Source organism: Fibrella musci (genome assembly GCF_041321105.1).
In the GTDB taxonomy this organism is placed as follows: domain Bacteria; phylum Bacteroidota; class Bacteroidia; order Cytophagales; family Spirosomataceae; genus Fibrella; species Fibrella musci.
Genome location: NZ_JBGGWD010000004.1, coordinates 230,778 through 252,636, shown reverse-complemented (window position 1 = coordinate 252,636; position 21,859 = coordinate 230,778). Strand labels below are relative to the sequence as shown.

General features: G+C 56.3%; 18 protein-coding genes. 5 read left to right on the top strand and 13 right to left on the bottom strand.

The features are described 5' to 3' along the window. Positions 1-37 precede the first annotated feature (37 nt). From gpmI to eno, 4 genes are all read right to left on the bottom strand, one after another. Positions 38-1,612, bottom strand: a complete 1,575-nt coding sequence (gene gpmI / locus ACAW74_RS14220) for a 2,3-bisphosphoglycerate-independent phosphoglycerate mutase (protein WP_370698870.1) — start codon at positions 1,610-1,612, stop codon at positions 38-40. 92 nt (positions 1,613-1,704) lie between these two features. Then, positions 1,705-2,193: a low molecular weight protein-tyrosine-phosphatase gene (locus ACAW74_RS14215; RefSeq protein ID WP_370698869.1), complete on the bottom strand. Its 489-nt coding sequence runs from the start codon at positions 2,191-2,193 to the stop codon at positions 1,705-1,707. A gap of 93 nt (positions 2,194-2,286) precedes the next feature. Continuing rightward, positions 2,287-2,589, bottom strand: coding sequence for a septum formation initiator family protein (locus tag ACAW74_RS14210; RefSeq protein WP_370698868.1), 303 nt, complete (start codon positions 2,587-2,589; stop codon positions 2,287-2,289). A 103-nt stretch (positions 2,590-2,692) separates the two neighbouring features. Beyond that, on the bottom strand, positions 2,693-3,970 hold the full coding sequence (gene eno / locus ACAW74_RS14205) for a phosphopyruvate hydratase (protein ID WP_370698867.1): 1,278 nt from the start codon (positions 3,968-3,970) through the stop codon (positions 2,693-2,695). Between the two features lie 168 nt (positions 3,971-4,138). Between eno and ACAW74_RS14200 the strand changes: the two genes are divergently transcribed. Beyond that, on the top strand, positions 4,139-7,513 hold the full coding sequence (locus ACAW74_RS14200) for a tetratricopeptide repeat protein (protein WP_370698866.1): 3,375 nt from the start codon (positions 4,139-4,141) through the stop codon (positions 7,511-7,513). A gap of 8 nt (positions 7,514-7,521) precedes the next feature. Then, entirely contained in the window at positions 7,522-7,980 is a 459-nt protein-coding gene (locus tag ACAW74_RS14195; RefSeq protein WP_370698865.1) for a hypothetical protein, read from the top strand. A 3-nt stretch (positions 7,981-7,983) separates the two neighbouring features. Here ACAW74_RS14195 and ACAW74_RS14190 read toward each other — a convergent pair whose 3' ends face one another. Further along, the gene (locus tag ACAW74_RS14190; RefSeq protein ID WP_370698864.1) at positions 7,984-8,517 is read right to left on the bottom strand and encodes a GNAT family N-acetyltransferase; all 534 of its coding nucleotides are present in this window, start codon (positions 8,515-8,517) and stop codon (positions 7,984-7,986) included. A gap of 276 nt (positions 8,518-8,793) precedes the next feature. Between ACAW74_RS14190 and ACAW74_RS14185 the strand changes: the two genes are divergently transcribed. Beyond that, entirely contained in the window at positions 8,794-9,429 is a 636-nt protein-coding gene (locus ACAW74_RS14185; RefSeq protein WP_370698863.1) for an HAD hydrolase-like protein, read from the top strand. A gap of 144 nt (positions 9,430-9,573) precedes the next feature. After that, a complete protein-coding gene (locus tag ACAW74_RS14180) occupies positions 9,574-10,314 on the top strand; it encodes a serine aminopeptidase domain-containing protein (protein WP_370698862.1) in 741 nt (246 codons plus the stop codon). Here ACAW74_RS14180 and hemE read toward each other — a convergent pair. Then, on the bottom strand, positions 10,289-11,326 hold the full coding sequence (gene hemE / locus ACAW74_RS14175) for a uroporphyrinogen decarboxylase (RefSeq protein WP_370698861.1): 1,038 nt from the start codon (positions 11,324-11,326) through the stop codon (positions 10,289-10,291). The two genes, ACAW74_RS14180 and hemE, sit on opposite strands and share 26 nt — an antisense overlap. Positions 11,327-11,539: 213 nt before the next feature. On the opposite strand from hemE, the gene udk reads away from it, so the two are divergent. Further along, positions 11,540-12,199, top strand: a complete 660-nt coding sequence (udk, locus tag ACAW74_RS14170; RefSeq protein ID WP_370698860.1) for a uridine kinase — start codon at positions 11,540-11,542, stop codon at positions 12,197-12,199. Between the two features lie 20 nt (positions 12,200-12,219). On the opposite strand, the gene ACAW74_RS14165 is transcribed toward udk, so the two are convergent. The 7 genes from ACAW74_RS14165 to ACAW74_RS14135 all read right to left on the bottom strand — a co-directional run bounded on the left by ACAW74_RS14165 (position 12,220) and on the right by ACAW74_RS14135 (position 21,859). Beyond that, positions 12,220-15,378 (bottom strand): FAD-binding and (Fe-S)-binding domain-containing protein, encoded by a 3,159-nt coding sequence (locus ACAW74_RS14165; protein ID WP_370698859.1) that lies wholly within the window; start codon positions 15,376-15,378, stop codon positions 12,220-12,222. A gap of 42 nt (positions 15,379-15,420) precedes the next feature. After that, positions 15,421-15,870 carry a lipocalin family protein gene (locus tag ACAW74_RS14160; protein WP_370698858.1) on the bottom strand — a complete coding sequence of 150 codons (450 nt, stop codon included), beginning with the start codon at positions 15,868-15,870 and terminating at the stop codon, positions 15,421-15,423. A 156-nt stretch (positions 15,871-16,026) separates the two neighbouring features. Beyond that, positions 16,027-16,941 carry a nucleotidyltransferase family protein gene (locus tag ACAW74_RS14155; RefSeq protein ID WP_370698857.1) on the bottom strand — a complete coding sequence of 305 codons (915 nt, stop codon included), beginning with the start codon at positions 16,939-16,941 and terminating at the stop codon, positions 16,027-16,029. 89 nt (positions 16,942-17,030) lie between these two features. Then, positions 17,031-18,833: a HAMP domain-containing sensor histidine kinase gene (locus ACAW74_RS14150; RefSeq protein ID WP_370698856.1), complete on the bottom strand. Its 1,803-nt coding sequence runs from the start codon at positions 18,831-18,833 to the stop codon at positions 17,031-17,033. An 11-nt stretch (positions 18,834-18,844) separates the two neighbouring features. Further along, complete coding sequence (locus ACAW74_RS14145) at positions 18,845-19,969, bottom strand: sensor protein KdpD (RefSeq protein ID WP_370698855.1); 1,125 nt, start codon at positions 19,967-19,969, stop codon at positions 18,845-18,847. A gap of 45 nt (positions 19,970-20,014) precedes the next feature. Further along, on the bottom strand, positions 20,015-20,659 hold the full coding sequence (locus ACAW74_RS14140) for an SdpI family protein (RefSeq protein ID WP_370698854.1): 645 nt from the start codon (positions 20,657-20,659) through the stop codon (positions 20,015-20,017). A gap of 33 nt (positions 20,660-20,692) precedes the next feature. Then, positions 20,693-21,859 (bottom strand): porin, encoded by a 1,167-nt coding sequence (locus ACAW74_RS14135; RefSeq protein WP_370698853.1) that lies wholly within the window; start codon positions 21,857-21,859, stop codon positions 20,693-20,695.

Here is a 21,859-nt window from a genome sequence, read left to right as displayed (position 1 = left end):
GCAGCGCTTTTGCTTTTGAGACGTACCCTACTGTCGGTTACGCCAGCAGGCTCTCGCCCGTCATTTCGGCGGGTTGGGGAATACCCATCAGCGCCAGAACGGTCGGGGCGATATCACCCAGTTTGCCGTTTTTGAGGGCAGGCTGGAACTCGTTATCCACCAGAATACACGGCACGAGGCTCGTCGTGTGGGCCGTGTTGGGCGTACCGTCGTCGTTAATCATGTAATCGGCATTGCCGTGGTCGGCGATGATGATCGACGTGTAGCCATGTTCGAGACCGGTCGTTACGACATCGCGCGTGGTTGCGTCGACGGTTTCGGCGGCTTTCACAACCGCGTCAAACACGCCCGTGTGGCCCACCATGTCGGTATTGGCGAAGTTGAGGCACACAAAATCGACTTCGCCTTTCGTCAGTTCAGCCACGATGGCGTCGCGGATACCCTGGGCCGACATCTCCGGTTTCTGATCGTACGTTTTCACCGGAATCGTAACGGGCTGCCCTTCTTCGTTGATGATAGTCGTTTCTTTCGGCGATGGAATCAGGATGCGGGCTTCGCCGATGAACGGCTCTTCGCGCCCACCCGAGAAGAAGAACGTCACGTGCGGGTATTTCTCGGTTTCGGCAATACGTATCTGCTTTCGACCCGCCGCTGCCACCACTTCACCCAGCGTTTTTTCCAGGTTGTCTTTTTCGTAAATGACCTTCACACCCTTGAAATCGGAGTCGTAATTGGTCATCGTGATGTAGTCGAGGTCGAGCTTGTGCATCTGCTGCTCGGGGAAATCTTTTTGCGTGAGCGCAATCGTGATTTCGCGGCCCCGGTCGGTGCGGAAGTTGAAACAGATCACAATATCGCCGTCTTTGATCTGGGCAACGGGCGTCTGATCGGCGTTTTCGAGCACAAGTGGGGTGATGAACTCATCCGTGGTACCGGTGTCGTAGGAGTCGCGAATGGCCTGAAACACACCATCGCCCTGTACCCGGTCGCCCACGGCGTTGACCATGGCGTCGTAAGCCACCTTCACGCGCTCCCAGCGGTTATCGCGATCCATGGCATAGAACCGGCCGATAACTGTGGCCAGTTGGCCCGTCGTGGCGTCCATGTGCGCTTTCAGGTCGGTCAGGAAACCGAGACCGCTTTTCGGGTCGGTGTCGCGGCCATCGGTGAAGGCGTGGACAAACACGTTGGTCAGGCCCTGTTCATGCGCAATACTCAGCAACCCTTTGAGGTGGTCGATGTGGGCGTGTACGCCACCATCCGACACCAGCCCGATCAGGTGCACGTTTTTGCCGGTCGCTTTAGCGGTGGCAAGCGCGTCGGCCAGAACGGGCTCGTGGGCCAGGGTTCGTTCTTCAACGGCAAGGTTGATTTTCACCAGATCCTGGTAGACGATCCGGCCCGCGCCGAGGTTCATGTGCCCCACTTCCGAGTTGCCCATCTGCCCCACCGGCAGCCCTACTTTCAGGCCTGATGCCTCCAGCGTACTGTGCGTATAGCGGTTCCAGGCGTCGGTTACAAACGGCGTTTTCGCCGCCGCCAGCGCCGACCGGTCGTTCTGGGTGGTCATGCCCCACCCGTCCATAATGACGAGGATGACTTTCTTGTTCATAAAGAGTGGCAGTAATGGATAATGTATGATGGGCTTGATCGTCTGACCATTGTACATTGTTCATCGTACATTATCCATTGTACATTGCCTTTCTACAGGTTGTGTCGCTTCCGCAGGTACGTTAGCAGTTCGCCGCAGCAGCGATGCGTGATTTGGTAAACTTCCTCGAAGACCTCGGGGCCTTCGTAATACGGATCAGGTACGTTGGGTTGGTCACTAACGGCGGGGTCAAATTCCCGCAGCAAAAAGATGGTATCGTCGTGGGTCAGGCCAATACTTCGCTGCGTCAGTTTCATGACGGCTTCGTAGTTGGCCTCGTCCATTGTGATGATGTAGGTAAAGCGGGCGAGGTCTTCGCCGATCATGCGGCGAGCGCGGTGCGTGAGCGTCAGGTCGTGGGTCAGGGCGTTTTGCCGGGTACGTATGTCGGGCAGCTGCCCGATGTGGTACGACGACGTACCTGCCGAATCGCACTCGATCTGGCCCGTCAAACCCGCCTCGGCAACCTGTTGGCGAAACACGCCTTCCGCCACCGGCGACCGACAGATATTTCCCAGACAGACAAAGAGGATGGAGATCATGCTGAATGTAAAATGGGCAATGCACAATGTACAATGGAGCGACACGACTCAATAGACCAACACGGCCATTGTGCATTGTTCATTATACATTATTCATTTCTCAATCGGTTTGCCTGCCTCGTCGACCAGGACGTAGACGTCTTCGGTGCGTTTCTTCATCAGGTACTTCTCGCGAGCATACTTGACGCGCAGGCGCTGACTGCCCAGCACTTCGCGGCGCTCGGCTTTGACGGCCTCGATCTGTTCCTGGTAAAACGTCTTTTCGCCTTCCAACTCGCGCAGCTTCCACCAGTTACGCAGTTGCGAGCGCAGGTCGTTGGCGTCGAAAAACAGCATCCAGCCCACAAAGCCGAGGCCCGTGAACCAGTAAAAGCGATGGCGACGAGGGAGGTTCATGGAGTAGGGAATGGACAATGAACGATGTACAATGCACAATGTACGATGGAGGTTGAAGCCAAGCCAACGCAGTCATTGTACATTGTGCATCGTTCATTGTCCATTAAAATTTAAGCCCCGGGAAGTAAGCCATTTCGCCGAGTTCTTCTTCGATACGGAGCAGTTGGTTGTACTTCGCCATCCGGTCTGAACGCGAGGCCGAACCCGTCTTGATCTGGCCGGTGTTGAGGGCCACGGCGAGGTCAGCGATGGTCGAATCTTCGGTTTCGCCCGAACGGTGCGACATGATGTTTTTGTAGCTGTTGCGCTTGGCCAGATTCACCGTGTCGATGGTCTCAGTCAGCGAACCGATCTGGTTTACCTTCACCAGTACGGCGTTGGCAATACCCTTTTCGATACCCTCCTGCAGGCGCGTTACGTTGGTAACGAACAGGTCGTCGCCCACGAGTTGAATCTTCTTGCCAACCAGTTCGGTTTGGCGTTTCCAGCCGCTCCAGTCGTCTTCGGCCATGCCGTCTTCGATCGACAGGATGGGGTATTTGTTCACCCAATCGGCCCAGTAATCAGCCATCTGATCCGACGTCAGTTTGTCGCCGGTCGATTTTTTGAAGTGGTACTCACCCGTTTCGGCGTTGTAGAACTCCGACGCAGCGGCGTCCATCGCGATCCAGACGTCTTCGCCGGGGCGGTAGCCTGCTTTCTCGATCGCTTCGATCACGATCTGGATGGCCTCTTCGTTGGATTTGATGTTGGGAGCAAAGCCGCCTTCATCACCCACGTTGGTGCTCATGCCTTTGCCTTTCAGCACTTTCTTCAGCGTGTGGAAGATCTCGGTACCCATCCGCAGCGCTTCGGCGAAGCTGGGCGCATTGGCGGGCATCACCATGAACTCCTGGAAGTCGATTGAGTTATCGGCGTGTGAACCCCCGTTCAGGATGTTCATCATCGGTACGGGCAGCGTGTTGGCGTTGACACCACCGATGTAGCGGTAGAGCGGCAGGCCGGCGTCGATTGCAGCGGCTTTAGCAGCAGCCAGCGATACGCCCAGAATGGCGTTGGCACCCAGCTTGCCTTTGTTGGGCGTGCCGTCGAGTTCCAGCATGATTTTGTCGATCATGCCCTGTTCAAAGACCGAAATGCCCACCAACTCGGGGTAGATCAGCTCGTTGACGTTTTCAACGGCTTTCAGTACGCCTTTGCCAACATACACCTTGGCGTCGTCGTCGCGGAGTTCAACGGCTTCGTGTGTGCCGGTCGAGGCGCCCGATGGAACGGCAGCGCGGCCCAGTGCACCGGTTTCGGTGCGAACATCTACTTCCACTGTCGGGTTGCCGCGCGAGTCGAGGATCTGGCGGGCATGGATGCTTTGAATGGTACTCATTGTGCTTTGCAAACAAAAATTTGGATTATAAAGGACTCAACAACTGAATCGATGGCTATCGCCCATTTCGTCGGTGCAAATAAACGGAAAAGGCGGGGAAAGAGGATGTTAGCTTTCTGTTGCGGCTACCAACGGACCTTATTTGTATTTTTTGTAACTTGATGCTGTATGATACAGCAAAAGAATGTTGTCAATGGGACGATCATTGCGACCGGCAATGTCCATATCGGCGACAACATTACCTACACCATTCAGGATCGGTTTCATGATAGCCACAGTGTTCTTTTCCTGCGCCTCGACCCCGCCGAGGACGGAGGCTACCGGGCCATGCTATCAGCCAAAAATGCACAGACCGGTACGATAGATCATCTCGAACAGCCCGTTACGGTCGACATTCCCGCATCGCTGTTTCAGCAGGCGGAGGCATTTCAGGCAATGCGGCGGCAGATTGGCGGCACGACCCGCTTCGGCACTGCTCTGTCGATGGCACCCGAACAGGCCGAAGCCACGCTAGCCGACCTACTATACGAGACGTTTTTTACCGGCGAAATCGGTACGCTGACGGGGCAATTTATCACCTTGTTGCAACAGCGTAAACTCACTGAACTGCTACTCGTGATCTCGACAGACGATGATGCGTTGTTGCAACTGCCCTGGGAAATGCTGCTACCCCGCCTAAGTGGTATCGATGCCCTGCCACCCGACGGGTTCGGGCTGATCAGAAGCCACCTAACCACGCTCGATGCCTTTAACGCGCAAGGTACAACCGACCGGGCGGCTCCGCTAAAGGTACTGTTTGTGTCGGCGCTACCCGAAAACATGCCCGAGGCGGACAAGCAACTGCTGCTGGAAACCGAACTAAAAGAGCTAATCGCGGTGTCGCAGCACCCAACCAACCGTCTACAACCGCCGCTCGTGGTCGAAATTCTCGACTGCGCAAACTTAACTGAACTGACCGAAGCGCTCCAGAAACGCAGCCACGACATTGTGCACATCAGTGGCCACGGCGCGTACCTGACTGACCAACAGCAGGGCGTGTTGCTGATGGAAAACGAAGATGGCGACCAACAACTAGTGACAGGCCGCGAACTGGGCAAGGCGCTGCGCCCCTTTGGCTCGGTGAAACTGGTTGTAGTGAGTGCATGCGAGTCGGCGGCGGGTAACGCACTTGGCAACGTAGCCCGGCAATTGGCCGATGTGGGTTTACGTGCCGTGCTGGCCATGCGCTTCTCAGTAACCGACGAAGCGGCCCGGCTGCTAACGCGGCAGTTTTACGGCAGACTGGCAGCGGGCGACTCCCTCACCAAAGCACTGCACGACACCAGGCAGCACCTTTGGCAGCAAACCGAGACACGACGCCAACACAACCCGGATGCGGCAATTGCGGCGGAGTGGTTTACGCCCGTTTTGTTCCAGAATCAGGGGATTGGCCCACTCATCGACCGGCAACGTACCTACGACACTGGCACGCATGGTCTGTTTTACCCGCCGCTGACCTTTACCCGCAGCCAGCATACCCGGCTGATTGGTGAAGATTTTATTGGCCGCAAACGCATCCTGATTCAGTTGCGGAAAGGGTTTCGGCAGGGGCAGGCGCTGTGTCTGCACGGCATGGGCGGCTTGGGCAAAACCACCACAGCCGAAGCCTTCACCAACCACTACCGCACCTACCACGGCAACCCACCCGTGCTGCTGTTTCGGAAAGGAGGACACGCCATTGAGGAGCTGAGTATCCTGACCCGGCTGGTAGCAACCTGGAAGGCACGTACTCAACCCGACGCACTGGTAGCCGATGACCTAGCAGCACTTCTGGACAGCCCTGACGTACCCACGCAGAAAAAGCTACAGGCCGTAATTGATAATTGCTTAACGGTATGCCCGATGATTCTGCTCTTCGACAATACCGAAGATACACACGACGCAGATGGCCGATTCGATGCGGAGGGGCTGCGCGACTTTCTGCGCCAACTGATTAGCAACGTACCCAAGCATTGCCACATCCTGTTTACGACCCGCTACGCAATAAACGACTTAGCCGACTGCCTGACCCACCTGCCGCTGGGTAAGATGACCTACGCGGAGCAGTACCGCTATGTACAATCGTCGGACGTCCTGCGGTCACTAACTCCCGCTGAGCAGGCATTGCTTTACGAGCGATTCGATGGTCTGCCCCGAGCTTTTACCTTTTTGGTGGGTATTCTGGCCAACGGCGTAGCCTTCAACATGAACAAGGTGGCAAAGGTGGAAAGCCAATTGATGGAAAACCTGCTGTTAGGTACGCTCTACCAAAGCCTAACAGATACCGAGCAGACGGTCTTTGCCCAATCCTCGGTGCTATTGGGCCGCACCCACGTTGCCGTCTTCGCCCATGTCTCAGAACAGCCTGAAGTAGTTCTCACACCTATTTTACGCATACTGAAGCGAAAAGCCCTCTGCTTCGGCTACGACGATGACACCTTCGAGATACACCCTCTGACGAGGGCATGGCTGTGGCAGCAAAACTGTATTTCACAAGTAGCAGTCAAAGACCTTTCATATAAAGCCGCTAACTTTTACAATGAACTAACTGATTTTTTGAACCAAGATTTGTCATTGCTATACTTTTTACAAGCAGAGGCATGGAATGATTTTGCTGATTTAGCAATGGCTAAAGCAGATCTACTTCGAAGGCTGAGTTACAACCAACAAGCCCTGCATCTTTGCAACACTGTCAAACAGAAGCCAGTACACTACAGCTACAAAATAAATGCAATAAATACCATTGCATCTTGTTACGTGTCATTGAATCTATACGACGAAGCTTTGCAACTACTTGAGGATTCTCAAAACATTGCATTACGAGAGAAAGACAAAAATGCCCAAGCTGAAATTTATAATACCATAGGTGGTGTTTATAATGAAGTAGGAAAACATAACCAGGCTTTAGATTATTTTCAAAGGTCATTAGACATAAAAAAAAGCCTCGGTATAACATTTGGTCTAGGCCCCATTTACAATAACATAGGACTTATTCATATTACCAATAAAAAATATAAAGAAGCCCTTGATTACTTGCAAAAATCTCTCAAGTGTAAAGAAAATGAATTTGACAGGATTGGGATTCCTACTACACTCTATAACATTGCATCAACTTATTGGCTAATGAATAGAATCGATAAAGCGAAACGGTTAGCAAAAAATGCTTTAGATAAAGCAAAAGGTGTTTCTAGCTTAAAGACTGAAATGAATGCAAACAGCTTACTAGGCAACATTTTTTTAAAGACTAAACAATACGACCTATCTTACAGCCATCTTCAAGAATCGCTAAGAATATCTCAAGCGATTAGAAACAGAAGCAGTGAAGCTTCAATTTTCAACTTATTAAGTGACCTACACTTAGCTTTAAATCAATTTGAAATTGCTTTATCCTATTGCCAATCAAGCTTATTCATACTGGAAAACCTTGCAAGACAGAAACTATTTGATCAAAGAACGATTTTAGAAACTTTAAATAAAAGAGATCATCTTGTCCGAATAATTCAAGGTTTAAACCTCAACAGATAATACAAACTATGACACTACTCGAAACACTTATTCCCGTTGCCACCAAGTATGTAACCGACCTGCTGCTGGAAAACGAAGAGGTCAAGAAGTTTCCCAAGGATTTCGTCACCGAGGGGATGAAGTGGGTACGTTCGTGGTTCATCCGCGATGAAGACCCCGTCACCAAAACCATCGTCGAGTCGGCGCAACCGGCGGCGGTCAAAGAGGCCGTCGTTGAGGCCAAGCTAAAAGACCTACTCAACAACCCGCAGTTTGTCGAGGAACTCAAAGCGCAGTTGGCTACCTACGCGCAACACAACCCCACCGCCAAGAACATCTTCGAGGGTCAGTCGCTCGACATCACCGGCAACATCCATATCGGCGATGAAGGCAATGCCGACACGACAACCTACGACCGCAAAAACATCGTTGGGCAAGGAGCAACCATCAAAGGCGGTGGCGATTTCCACCTGGGCGATAAGCGGTAACCATCAACGAATCGAGGCCGATAAAATACTGCCATTTGGCCAGGCATAGTGACGGGCGGCAGCCAGTGCCCCTCCGGGTACGCCGTGCGTAGTGTGAGCAACACAGACGCCACCCATCCGCTCGTAGAACTGAATGGCGGGCCGGTTCTGCTCAAAGACAGTCAGGTAAAAGCCGGGCGAGGTTGCTTCGGGCAGGATAGACCGGGCGGCTTCGCGGAGCAACCCCGAACCGATGCCCTGCCCTTTGCGGGCGGGGTCGGCGTGGAGGTTGTCGACCAACGTACCCAGCTCGGGGTGTTCGTCGAGAAAGAGCGCGATGAACCCCACCAACGTACCGGCCTCTTCGGCTAACAGTACCCGCTGATTAGGAGCCGGGTTGGTAAAGCGCTCGCGCCACGTACCCAGCCGCTCGGCCGGGGCTTCGTGGTCCAGGTACGTGTCGGGCAGGATACCCCGGTAGGCGGTTTGCCAGCTTCGGGTGTGCAGATCGGCAATCCGGGCGGCATCGGTGGGTCGGGCAAGGCGATAGGCGATCATTCAGTCATTTCTATGCATGCAAAGTAGCTGACAGGCGCCTGAATAGCGGCTAATCGAGGCCACCAAATCATTAGCAAGCCTCGTAACCGTTGAGATCAACCGCCGCTTCTGCGCAAAATACGCATTAACCGCAACGACCACCGCAAGGCGAAACGTCTGGTTTGGTCGTCTGTTCCTTTTGCAAGTTCAACTTCCAAATCGTACGATTCAGGGTGCTAGTCGTTGATCAAACTTATCGGCTTAACTTACTTTGTATGACCTCATTCCCACCCTACGATGAACTACAAGCTGGTTATTTTCGATTTTGACGGTACCCTGGCCGATTCCTTCCCCTTCTTTCTGCGCTCGATAAATACGCTGGCGGCGGCTTATAACTTTCGCCCTATCCAGCCTGAACATGTCGATCGGATGCGGACCATGAACGCGCGCGAGCTGATGAAAAAGGCTCAACTGCCCAGTTGGAAGATCCCACTCGTTGCCCGGGCGTTTATTCACCTGATGGCCAATGATATTGAGCAAATTCAGCTCTTCGACCGCGTGCCTGAGTTATTAGCGCAGTTAGCCAGTCAGGGGGTTCAACTGGCCATCGTCAGCTCTAATTCCGAAGCGAATATTCGTCGGATACTGGGCCCCCAAGCCGCCACGTTGATCACCCACTACAGCTGTGGCTCATCGCTGTTTGGGAAACAGCGCAAATTCAGACAAGTCATAGGCAGCAGCGGGGTTACGCCCGATCAAGTCCTTTGCGTGGGCGATGAACTGCGCGACCTGGATGCGGCTAAAGAAGCCGGTCTGGCCTTTGGCGCTGTTGCCTGGGGGTATACCCGTACCGATGTACTGGCCGCGCAACCAGCTATTTATCTGTTCCATTCCGTCGATGATATTATGCGTACAGTGGTGCCATCAAACTAGCGTTCAACTGGTGTGCCTCGCAATCGGAACAGGGTCTTGCGGCGCCTCCTGGTCGTTCAGCATTTGTGCCACAATCGGTTACTGCCTTTGGGCTGTGTCGAGAAATGAATAAGTTGACAGCGCGTTTCTTTTGACGTTTTTACTATGGCCATTCAGCCCAAACCGGCAGTCGTCTATTTCCTGCTTGGCTACCTCTCCATCAGCCAAGTGGCGCTGGGTCAGTCGATGGCTGTCGACACGCTGGCCTTATTCGACACGACCCGGCACCGGGCAGTCCCGGTGGTGCTTTACCAGCCGGCCAAGCTCCCCAAACGACCTAAAATCGCCGTAATCAGTCATGGGTATGGCGGCCACTCGACAGACTACAGCTTCATTGCCCACGACCTCGTGGCGCAGGGGTACGTGGTGGCGGGTGTGCAACACGAATTGCCCGGCGACGACCCCATACCCACCACCGGCAATCCGCGTGTGGTGCGCCGCCCCAACTGGGAGCGTGGGGTACAGAACATCCGGTTTGTCTTGGCGAGTTTGAATCGCCGCCTGCCCCTGCTCGACAGGAGTCGTCTCTTGTTGGTGGGACATTCCAACGGGGGCGATCAGTCGATGCTCTACGCCCATACGTACCCAGCCGAGGTAGCCGCAGTCATCACGTTCGACAACCGCCGTATGCCGTTGCTTCGCGCCCGGCAGCCCCGCATCCTCTCCATCCGTTCCAGCGATCAGCCAGCCGACGAGGGGGTGTTACCTACAACCGATGAGCAACGTACCTACGGCATCATGATCGAGCCGCAGGCCATTCTGCACAACGACATGTGGGACGGGGCTACCGAGGCGCAGAAAGCCCGGATACTGGCCGCCATCAGGCGTTTTTTACGGCGTCGATAAACACCCGTACGTGGTGGGGGTTGGTATCGGGGTAAACGCCGTGCCCCAGGTTGGCAATATGGCGTTGGGGGCCAAACGCCGCCAGCATCTGCGCCACTTCGGCCCGAATCTGCGCCGGTTCGGCATAGAGCACGCAGGGATCGAGGTTGCCTTGCAGGGTCTTTTTAGGCACCAAGAGGCGCGATTCGGCGGCGTCCATGTTCCAGTCGAGTCCTACCACGTCGCAGTTGAGCTGCCCGATCGCCTGCCGGGCAAAAAAGGCCCCTTTGGCAAACACCGTGATGGGCGTGTGCCCCACAGCCGGATCAGCTTTCAGTGCGTCGCAAATCTGCCGGATGTAGGGCAGCGAAAAGGTGTTGTACTGCTCGGGCGACAGAATGCCCGCCCACGAATCGAATAGTTGAACGAGATCGGCCCCCGCTCCTACCTGCGCTTTCAGGTACGCGATTGTGCTGTCGGTGATGCGTTGGAGCAGCGCGTGCGCAAAGGTCGGGTCGGTATAAAGCAGCTTTTTGGCGACCGAGAAGGTTTTCGATCCCCGGCCCTCGGTCATGTAGCAGAAAATGGTAAACGGCGCACCAGCAAACCCCAGCAGCGGCACGCGGCCCGCCAGCAATTGTTTTGTAATCCGCAGGGCTTCCAGCACGTACCCAAGGTGCTCCTCCGGGTCGGCGATGTGCAGGCTATCGAGGTCGGCCATTGTCCGGACGGTGCGCGGAAAAACCGGCCCCCGCTGCTCGATCATCTCATAAGGCAGGCCCATCGCCTCGGGCACGACCAGAATATCCGAAAAAATAATAGCGGCATCCACGCCGAGCAGATCAACGGGCTGCACCGTCACTTCGGCCGCCAGTTCGGGGGTAGTCGCCAGCTTGATAAAACTGCCTGCTTTTTCGCGTACGGCCCGGTATTCGGCCAGAATTCGGCCCGCCTGCCGCATCAGCCACACGGGGGTACGTTCGACGGTCTCGCCGCGTGCCGCCCGCAGTACTAGGTCATTCTGTAACTTCATGGGGCAAATATCGGGTACGCAGCGCGAAACCGGCAGACAGCTCCGAAGATTGGTGCCGTAAAATAGGGGTAGGCCGCTGCGATCATCGTAAAGCCAGTTGGCTACTGCCGCCGTGAATTCAGGCCCTTGCCGTATTTTTGTTAAAATTACCTCACCCCCAACCCCTCTCTTTTGCCTAAACTAGAGACGTTGGGAGTGAGGTTTCACCGTCTTATGAAACCATATATCGTTGGCATTACCGGGGGTAGTGCGTCAGGAAAAACATCCTTTCTGAAGGGCATCCTCAACGCCTTCGCACCCGACGAAATCTGCCTGATTTCGCAGGATAATTACTACTTATCGCTTGATCAGATCGCTGTCGACGATCAGGGCATCCATAATTTCGACGTACCCGAAACAATCGATCACCACCTGTATGCCCAGCATATCGAGCAGCTACGTCAGGGGCTGACAGTGCAACAGCGTGAATACACATTCAATAATCCCGACATAGTACCGCAGTTGCTGACGTTTACCCCTGCGCCCATCATTGTGGTTGAGGGTATTTTTGTGTTCCATTTCCGCGAATTGGCCGACCAGATGGACCTCAAGATTTTCATCGACGCCAAGAACAGCATTAAGCTGGAACGCCGGGTGAAGCGCGACGCCGAAGAGCGTGGCTATGATCTCGACGACGTGATGTACCGCTGGAAATATCACGTGAAACCCACCTACAAGCAATTTATCAAGCCCTATCGCGCCGAAGCTGACATCGTGATTCCCAACAATATCCATTATCAGAAGGGCCTCGACGTGGTTATTTCATTCCTGAAAGCCAAAGTAGCTAACCAGCAGACCACCCCCAGCCCCCTCCTCGGTAAGGAGGGGGCTTGACCACAGCCTGGTTAGTGAAACTAAGCCCTCTCCTTACCGAGGAGGGGGTTGGGGGTGGTCAACGCCTCGAACAGCACTTCGGCGGGGTGCAGGGCTTTGCGACCGGTGCCGTCTTTGATCTGATGGCGGCACGACGTACCTGGCGCAGCCACGATAACCTCGCTGGCCGCAGCGCGCACGGCGGGGAACAGTACCAGTTCGCCAATCTGCATGGAAAGGTCGTAGTGCTCGGTTTCGTAGCCAAATGAGCCCGCCATGCCGCAACAGCCCGACGGAATCACGTCGACCGTATAGTGTTGGGGCAAACTCAGGGCTTTGGTCGGCGCCGCCATACCCGACAAGGCCTTCTGATGGCAGTGCCCGTGGACTTTTACCGTGCGGGCCTCGGTCGTGAACGCATCGGCGGTGATCCGTCCGGCGTCGGCTTCGCGGGCGATCCATTCCTCGAACAGGTACGTATGCTGAGCAATGCGGCGGGCATCGGCCTTTAGGTCGGCGGGGACCAGATCGGGGTATTCGTCGCGGAAGGTCAGGATGGCCGAGGGTTCCAGCCCGATCAGCGGGGCGTCGGCCGTAACGCGGTCGCGCAGGTACGTTACGTTACGAATCGCCAGTTTACGAGCCTCATCGACCAACCCTTTCGACAGGTACGTCCGGCCGCTTTCAGCGTGCTCCGGGATAACCATCGTATAACCCAGCCGGTCGAGCAATTTGGCGGTCGCTTCGGCGACATGCCCGTCGTTATAGCGCGTGAATTCGTCCAGAAACAGTTGAACAGTCCGCTGTCCACTGTCGGCTGTTTTGCCGTAGCGAGTGGTAGTCGGCTTTCCCGACCCAACAGACGACAGCGAACTGGGAACAGTGAACTTAGTCAGCCTGGGCATGGTGCGGTCGGGGTGGAAACCAACTAGGCGGTTGGCGATCCGGCGCAGGGCGGGCGTGTCGTAGATGGCGTTGTAGGCCCAGGGGGCCAGGCTGGCCAGGTTCATCAGGCGGGAGAAATTACCCACCAGCCGCGCCCGCAATGGCACCGAGCGTTCGTCGTAGAGGCGTTGCGTAAACTCAGCCTTCATGCGGGTCATGTCCACGCTGCTGGGGCACTCGGTCTGGCAGGCTTTGCACGACAAGCACAGGTCGAGCACATCCTTCACCTCGTCCATCGTGACCGTGGGCTGGTCGCCGCCGGTAAAATAATGCCGGAGCATGTTGGCGCGGGCACGAGTGGTGTCGTGTTCGCGGCGGGTGGCCATGTAGCTGGGGCACATCGTTCCGCCCGACAAATGCGTTTTGCGGCAATCGCCTGACCCCGAGCATTTTTCGGCCAGTTCGAGCAGTCCGCCGTCTTTCGAAAAATCGAAACGGGTATGCGGCTGTGGAATCACTGCATCGGCCACATACCGGAGGTGCTCGTTCATCGGCGGCGTGTCGACCACCTTACCGGGGTTGAACAGGTTATCGGGGTCCCAAAGAGCCTTTACCGCCTTGCACAGTTCATAGTTTTCCGGCCCGAGCATAAACGCAATGAACTCGCCCCGCAGCCGCCCGTCGCCGTGCTCGCCCGACAGCGCCCCGCCGTATTTTTTCACCAGCGTGGCCGTGTCCATTAGCAACGCCCGGAAGGTCTCGCGGCCGGGCGTAGTTTTCAGGTTGATCAAGGGCAGCACGTGCAGTTCACCGGCCCCGGCATGCGCCGAATATTCCAGATCGAGCCCATGATTTTCCTTCGCCATCCGGGTCAACTCGTCGATATAGTCGGGCAGGTCCTGCGGCGCAACGGCGCAATCCTCGATCACGTTGGCCGGTTTTTCGTCGCCGGGAATATTGTACATGATACTGAGTCCCGCCTTACGCAATGCCCAGGGTTTCTTGGTCTCGTCGCCGTGAAGGATGGGATAGGCATACCCGAGTTGAGCCTCCTGCAAGGCCGCTACGAACGCCTCGGCTTTCGCCCGAACGCCCGCCTCGGTGTCGTCGAAAAACTCGACCATCAGCACCGCTTTGGGATCACCCGTTTCGGGGTGGTCGACCACAAACGTCCGGTTACGGAGTTGCTCGGCGTTGGTTTTGGTCAGTTGCAGAATGTAATCATCAACTAACTCCGACGCCCAGCATTTATGATCCAGCGCCACCAGATTGGCCTCCAGCGACTGCCGAAGCGTCTGAAAATGGGCACAAACCAGCGCCACGTGCGCAGGCGGCAGCGGCAGCAGGTTCAGTTTGGCTTCTGTGATGAAACAGAGCGTCCCCTCCGACCCGGCAATCAGCGCGGCGAGGTTGACCCCACCCGGACGCGGGACCGCCCCGACCCCTCCCCTTAAAAAAGGGGAGGGGAGCCGCTCTATAGCATTTTCGTTGCAGAAGGTACCCCCCTCCCCTTTTTTAAGGGGAGGGGCTGGGGCGGTCCCGCGTCCGGGTGGGGTCAAAAGCGCATCCAGTGCGTAGCCGGTGTTGCGGCGGGTGACGTTGGCGTTGGGGTAACCGTCGCGGATTTGCTGGCAAAGTTGGGGGTCGCTAAGCCAGGTTTGGAATTGCTGGTAGATGCGCTGTTCGAGCGGACTGACCACATTTTCGCCCCGGCATTTGGCGGCCCATTCGTCGGGGGTCAGGTTTCGGAACGTTACCTCGGCGCCATCGGCCAGCACAGCCCGCACTTCGAGCAGGTGATCGCGGGTAGTACCCCACACGATGGAGTGCAGCCCACACGAGTTGTTGCCGATCATCCCGCCGATCATGGCGCGGCTGGCGGTGCTGGTTTCTGGCCCAAACTGCAACCCGTGCGGGCGCAGCGCCACGTTCAGGTCATCGCGGATAACGCCCGGCTGCACCCGTACCCAACGCTCGGCGGCGTTGACTTCCAGAATCTGATTGAAATGGGTCGAAATATCGACGACGATGCCACTACCCACCACCTGCCCGGCCAGCGACGTACCGGCCGCGCGCGGAATCAGGCTGGCCTGTGCGCCGGCGCTTTTGTTGGCTTTGGCAAAGCGTATAAGCCGTTTGATATCTTCCACCGTGCGCGGAATCGCAACGGCCAACGGAACTTCCTGATACACCGACGCATCGGTCGCGTAGAGCAACCGCTGGGCGGCATGTTCGGTCGAGTTGTCGAAATACAGCTCGCCTTCAAACGACGGCTGAAGGGCAGCAAAAGGCAATTGAGGAGCAGCGGCAATCATAAAGTAAAGGTAGCGCTCATCACTCAGCGTTCATCATTATACCTACAGCTTCTGGTAGGTCATCACGACGGACTTAGCCTTGTTGGGGTTGGGTACGTTAGGCTGATCGGCGTAGGTAAACGTCATCGTCAGGGTGTTGCCTTGCACCGCGTAGGTCTGTGTCATCGTCGGCGACAGCTGGGGTTCGGGCGACTCAACCGTGATTTTGTTGCCGCTGATGGTGTAGCGCGTATCAGCGCTGATTTTGGCCATCGGCCCCAGCAACTGTTTACAATCATCGGGTATGTGGGTTTTTAGCATGCCGTTGCTCGTAAACTCATACGTAATCCTGGCGGTACAGGGTACGCTTTTGACCATCATCGGCTGCACGTCCTCCGTTTTGCCACTCTGGTACGTAATCGTCGTGCCTGTCCGTTTCCAGGTCCCTACGATCGCCTGACTTAGTGCGGGCAACGTACCCAACAAACAGACCAACAACAGTGTCGTTTTCATAACGCATGCACATCGTCCGGGTTTAGTTGGCAGCGGAACGACTGGGGTTGAATGTACAATGCACGATGAAGAATGCACAATGGGTATTCGTAAACGGCTTGCTACCTGCCCGCCCCATTGTGCATTGTACATCATTCATTATGCATTATCCATTCATTACCCCCACAGGCTATCCGGGTATTTGCCGTCGGCGTGCAGGCGTTTGAACGACTTCATCACGGTCGGTTTGTCTTCCGGGTACGTGACACCAAACCACTCCGACTGGCTGCGGAACACCCGGCAGGTGCCCTCGCCCGTCTGGATGAGCTGCGTCACGATCGTGGGGATATAAAACTCGGCCTTGGGTACGTCGAAATTGGCGCGGGCGTAGGTTTCAAACTGCGCCTGCACGCTGGGAAATACGCTTGGTTTGAAGCCCCAGAAGTTCATCGATACCGGTGTTTCGGGCGACAGTGGCGTGAGGCCGTCCGCTTCTTCGTAGACGATAGTCCGAGTCGTCGGACCGTCCGCTTTCTCGTAAATCTTCGTTCGCTCAATCACCGACGTCAGGTTGTTGTGCTCGTCGGTGGTGCAAACGCCGCGCGATACCGAGCCAAACTCCGACAGTGTGTTTTTTACTTCATATCCCACCATCGCGTGGCGTGTATCGTCGGTGTCGGTAGTCAGAAAATCGGCCATCACCTGGAAGGCCTCCTGCCCGTAAAAATCGTCGGCGTTGATGACGGCAAACGGGGTTTGTGTCTGTTTCTGCGCACACAGCATGGCGTGGCCCGTGCCCCAGGGTTTGGTACGCTGCACCGAACCGAGGTCGGCAGGTACGTAGGAGAACAACGCCTGAATGGCAAAATCAACGTCGATCTTCCCTTTCAGTTTGGGCAGGAAGATCGCTTCAAAATCGGCCTGAAGTTCCTGCCGGATGATAAACACCACCTTGCCGAAGCCGGCCCGGATCGCGTCGAAAAGCGAATAATCGATAATGGTTTCGCCGTGTGGCCCAAACTGGTCGAGTTGCTTAATGCCCCCGTAGCGGCTGCCCATGCCAGCGGCCAGGATCAAGAGAGTAGGTTTCATGCAGTCGTATCAAGTTGCGGGTGCGGGTTTCGTGAAAACCAGCCCTTCGCGGCAAAAGTACAGCGTTTAGCCGACGTATCGGTTCCTGCCTATACAACGGTCTGGCCAGTCACCGGCAGCCGAAACCAGAAAGCCGCGCCGTCGGTCACGGTAGTATCAAGCCCCACTTGCCCGTTCATGGTTTGAATAAATTCTTTGGAAATCGCCAGGCCCAGCCCCGTCCCGCTACTGGTGGGGTTTGCTACGGCACTGGCCGGATAGCCGTTGCTGCCCGAAAACGGCACGGTGGCCGCCCGGAAGTAACGATCAAACACGCGGTCGCGGTGCTCGGGGCGGATGCCGGGGCCGTGGTCGCGCACCCGAAACTCCACCTGCCGGTCGATGGCCGTGACGCTGATGTCGACGCGGCCGTTGTCGGGGCTGTGCCTGATCGCGTTCGACAGAAAATTGACCAGCACCCACGACGTCTTGTCGGGGTCGGCTTCCACGAGCGGGAGGTTATCAGGTACGTTGCTCATAAGGTCAACGGCTTTCTGTTCGGCCTGGGTACGTAGCGCCTGCGTAGCGTAACGGACCAGATCGGCCGGAGCCACAGGACGGATGTTCAACTGAATCTGCCCCGACTCTACCTGCGCCATATTCAGCAGCTCGCCAGTCAGTTTCAGCAGCCGGTCGGCATCATCGCGCACATTCCCGACCAGTTGCCGCTGCTCGTCGTTCAGCTCGCCAATCCGCTGATCGTCGAGCAGTTTCAGGCTCATTTTGATGCTCGACAGCGGCGTTTTCAGTTCGTGCGACACCGTAGCGATGAAATTGGTTTTAGCCAGATCGAGCTCTTTGTACGACGTTACGTTTTTCAGCACGATCACGTACCCGGCCCGCACAGCCTGCTCATCGCCCGTCCGCGACACATCAACGACCTGCGTTTGCCGGATGAAATAACTCTCTTTGCCTTCATCGAAAATTTTGAGCAGGTTCGAGTCGCCGGCATTGGTCGGCGGGCTATTCTGCATCACGTCCTGAATCAGGCTGCGCATTAGGTCGTTGCGGGCCGCCACGTCGGGGGCATACCGGCCCAGCAACTCCGCTTCGCCCAGACCCAGCAACCGGCTCGCCACGCGGTTAACAAACAGGATATACCGGTTCTGATCGAGCCCGATGATGCCGTCCGACATCACCTGAATCAGGGTGTCGATGCGTTTTTTCTCGAACAGAATCCGGGCCAGGTTCGAGTGTTCGTATTCATCAAGTTTCTGCGCCATGCCGTTGAACGACCGGGCCAGTTCGCCAAACTCATCGCTCGATTTAAAGTGCAGGCGCTCTTCAAAATTGCGGCTCGCCACCTGCCGAATACCCTGCGTAAGCTCGTGCAGGGGGTTGGCGATGTAACCGGGAAAACTGAACAACATCGAGAATACCACCAGAAACGACAACGTACCCACCACAGCCAGCCACACCAGCGCGTCGCGGGCCGTTTGCTTGGCTACGTCGTTTTTGCGAATGATCGCCTGCCGGTTTACGTCGTCGATGCGGAACAGGCCCGCCCACAACCGGCTCACTATGAACGAGTCCTGGGGTGTTTTTTGAAGTTGCGTAAATGCTCGCCGCACCGCCTGCGTGGCTTCGCCTTCACCTACCTCGGTCACGTTGGCTTCCTGTAGTTTCAAATTTCCCTCGAACGTACCCAGCGTTTCGGTATCGGGTTTGGCACTCAGCCCGATCAGCGCCTTCTGCATGTTGCTGGTATATTCGAGTGATTCGTAGTTGTCGGTCAGGATCGCCTGCGAGTCGGCAGCCAGGCGGTTGAGGTAATAGGCACCCACCCCACCCAGCAGCAGCATGATGGCAAACAGGAAGGCCAGTGCGAGCGTTATTTTGGCTTTGATGGTCATGGTAGTGCAGGTTACGACAAAATAATCAGGTCGACGTCGGAGGCCGATAGCTTATTCAGTAGCCGATTGAAGGCGTTGGTCTGGATGATGATCTGAACGAGGTTGATGTGCGGTTTGCCGATACAGACGGTGGTGATGTGGCGGCGTTCTACCTCATCCATAATGCCATCGACAATGTTGCTGCCTTTGACCTGAATCACCTCGGCCCCCAACTCGGTGGCTAATTTAAGGTTATTGATCAGGTGCCGCTGCACGTCGAGGCGGATTCGGTCGGGGGCCTCGGCGGGCGTCTGCACGTAGAGTACGTACCAGCGCGAGTTGTAATAGCTCGCCAGCCGGGCTGTTTTTCGGATCACCCGGCGGGCCACATCGGCGTTGGTACTGATCGCCACCAGAAACCGCTCGTGGCGCGAAATGGAGGCCGGCGGCAGGGTCAGATCCACTTTGCGCTCCACCTGCCCGGCCACTTCTTTCAGCGCCAGTTCGCGCAGTTGCAGGATCTTCTCCGACTGAAAAAAGTTGGCCAGCGCCGTCTGCACCTTCGCCTGATCGTAGATTTTGCCGTCGCGGAGGCGCGTAATGAGCTCGTCGGCGGTCAGGTCGATGTTCACCACCTCATCGGCCAGTTGCAGCACCCGGTCGGGCACCCGCTCGGTTACGTCGATGCCCGTAATGGCCCGCACCTCGTCGTAGAGGCTTTCGATGTGCTGAATATTGACCGCCGAGATCACGTTGATGCCCGCATCGAGAATATCGACCACGTCCTGCCAGCGTTTGTCGTTTTTCGAGCCGGGAATGTTGGTGTGTGCCAGTTCGTCGACAATCACCAGCTCGGGGTGCGTGTTGATAATCGTCTGCACGTCCATCTCCTCCAGTTGACGGCCCTTGTAGAACAGCGTGCGGCGGGGGATGATGGGCAGCCCGTCGACCAGTGCCACCGTTTCGGCCCGGTTGTGGGTCTCGATGAACCCGATGCGCACATCGACGCCGCTACGCAACAGGCTATGGGCTTCCTGCAACATCCGGTACGACTTGCCGACCCCCGCGCTCATGCCAATGTAAATCTTGAACTTCCCCCGGCGCGACTCGCGGATGAGGTTCAGAAATCGTTCGGCAGTTTGGTCGTTGGGCGTCATGACGAGTGAAGAAGAAAAGAAACGGAGTCAAACACAAAAACGGCGCTAGCCCGACCGACGGCGGTTCACCTCGGCCAGGATCATCAGGGCTGAGTAAGCGAGCAGGTTGGCCAGCAACCCGAGCTGCCACCGATCGTGTCGGCCCACAAAAAGCATCAGGACGGCGGCGGCCAGATTTACCCGGACCACGATCCAATGAGAGAGCGACCGAAATTGCTGCATAGCCACCAGCCGACGAAGCTGCGGCGGCGTTAACTGGTCGGTATTCAGCAGGGAAACGGGCAGATGAGGCGACACCGATACGTACAGCACCCCGCTGCCCGACAGAAAAAACCAGACGGGAAACCAGTCGGCGAAGAGCGGCTTGCCCAGCCCCCCTTCAAGCGCCAGCAGCGAGACAATACCCGCCACCGACACGGCCGTGAGCAGGTAGAGCGCTTCCAGTTGAGCCCGCTGGCAGGTACGTTGCCGTTCCACCACCCGCATCAGCACCGATCGGCCAATATTCAGCAGGAACATGGTGATTATAAGGCGGCTCATCCACTGCGACCGGTTGTTGAATAGATCGGGCTGATCGTCGGCGTCGAAATGAACGGGGAGCCGGAGTGGTAATCGGTCATAAACCAGCGCAACCGATACCAGTGGTAGGCTAAGCAGCATGACACTGAGTAATCGGTAGGCTGGTTTCATGACGATGGTTAAGGCTTAGGAAGCTATCAATCGTTAAAAGCTTACCGCCAGACTCGTGGTGAGCGAGGTGTTGGTGCGGCTGGTGCTGGTTTTTCCCTCAAAAATTGGGTCTTTGCTGTCGTACACCTTGCCTTCGATGCGGAACAGGGCGTTGGGCAGAATAGCGTAATCGTAGCCGAGCGAGTAGCCGAGTGTTTTGAATCCGTTGGCCGTGCCCGTGGCGATGATCACGCCGTTCGGGTCGGCGTAGTACTCGACGCGGCCATTCAGGTAGCTTTTGTCCGACGTTTTGTAGCGGGCAATCACGACGGGCGAATACCAGACGTAGCTGCCACTACCCACGCGCACATCCGACCCGTTACGCATAACCGGTTTACGATCCGCCCCGATGTCGAAGCCAAGGATCACCCCGAAGCGGCCCTGTGGATTCACGATCGCGTAGAAGTTATTGAAGAAGCGCGTCTGCCGGAGCGAATCGGGCCGGTCGGCGCCCACAAAGCTGCTCCAGTTGAGCGTCAGGTTCGCCGAGGGCCGGTACTGCACCTGCGTGGTTACGGCCGGGCCACTGTAGCCGTCGAGTTTTTTCACCCGCTGCCAGCCGTTGGTCACCATGCCCAGCACCGTCCACTTGCCATTAGGCGTGTTGTAGGTCAGCTTGGCTCCCGAGAGGTAATAGGGCGAGTTTTCGGCCAGCAGGCTGCGGGTCAGCGTCCAGCAATCTTTCGAAATCGCGCTTTCAAAACCGATGTGCGAGGCAAATAGCCCCGCATCGAGCCAGAGGTCGCGGTTTTTAGCCAGCTTCACCCCGGCGTTGGCTTCGAAGATGTTCTTTGTTAGCTCCTGTTCGGCGGCATAGTTGTACTGGGCGTAGTTACCCACCTGAAGCGCCAGATTACCACGTACCCGGTCGCTGGTGTAGGCCGCTTTCACAAACGCCAGATTGATGTTGACCTCCCGGTTGCGCCGGTGGTTGTACAAAAAGCCGGGCCGTTCCTGGCTTGTTTTGGGAGCGGTGAAATCGTGGCTGTAATAGGCTTCTACGTACCCGGTCACGGTCAGGCCGGCATTGGGCGCTGCCTGATTAGCCGCCTGCGTAGGCGCCGAAGTTGCTGTGGTATCGGTGGTTTGCGCCATTACGCGTGGGTACGTCATGGCCAGCACGACGGCTGTTACTGTTGAGCAAATTGCACTTGTTTTCAT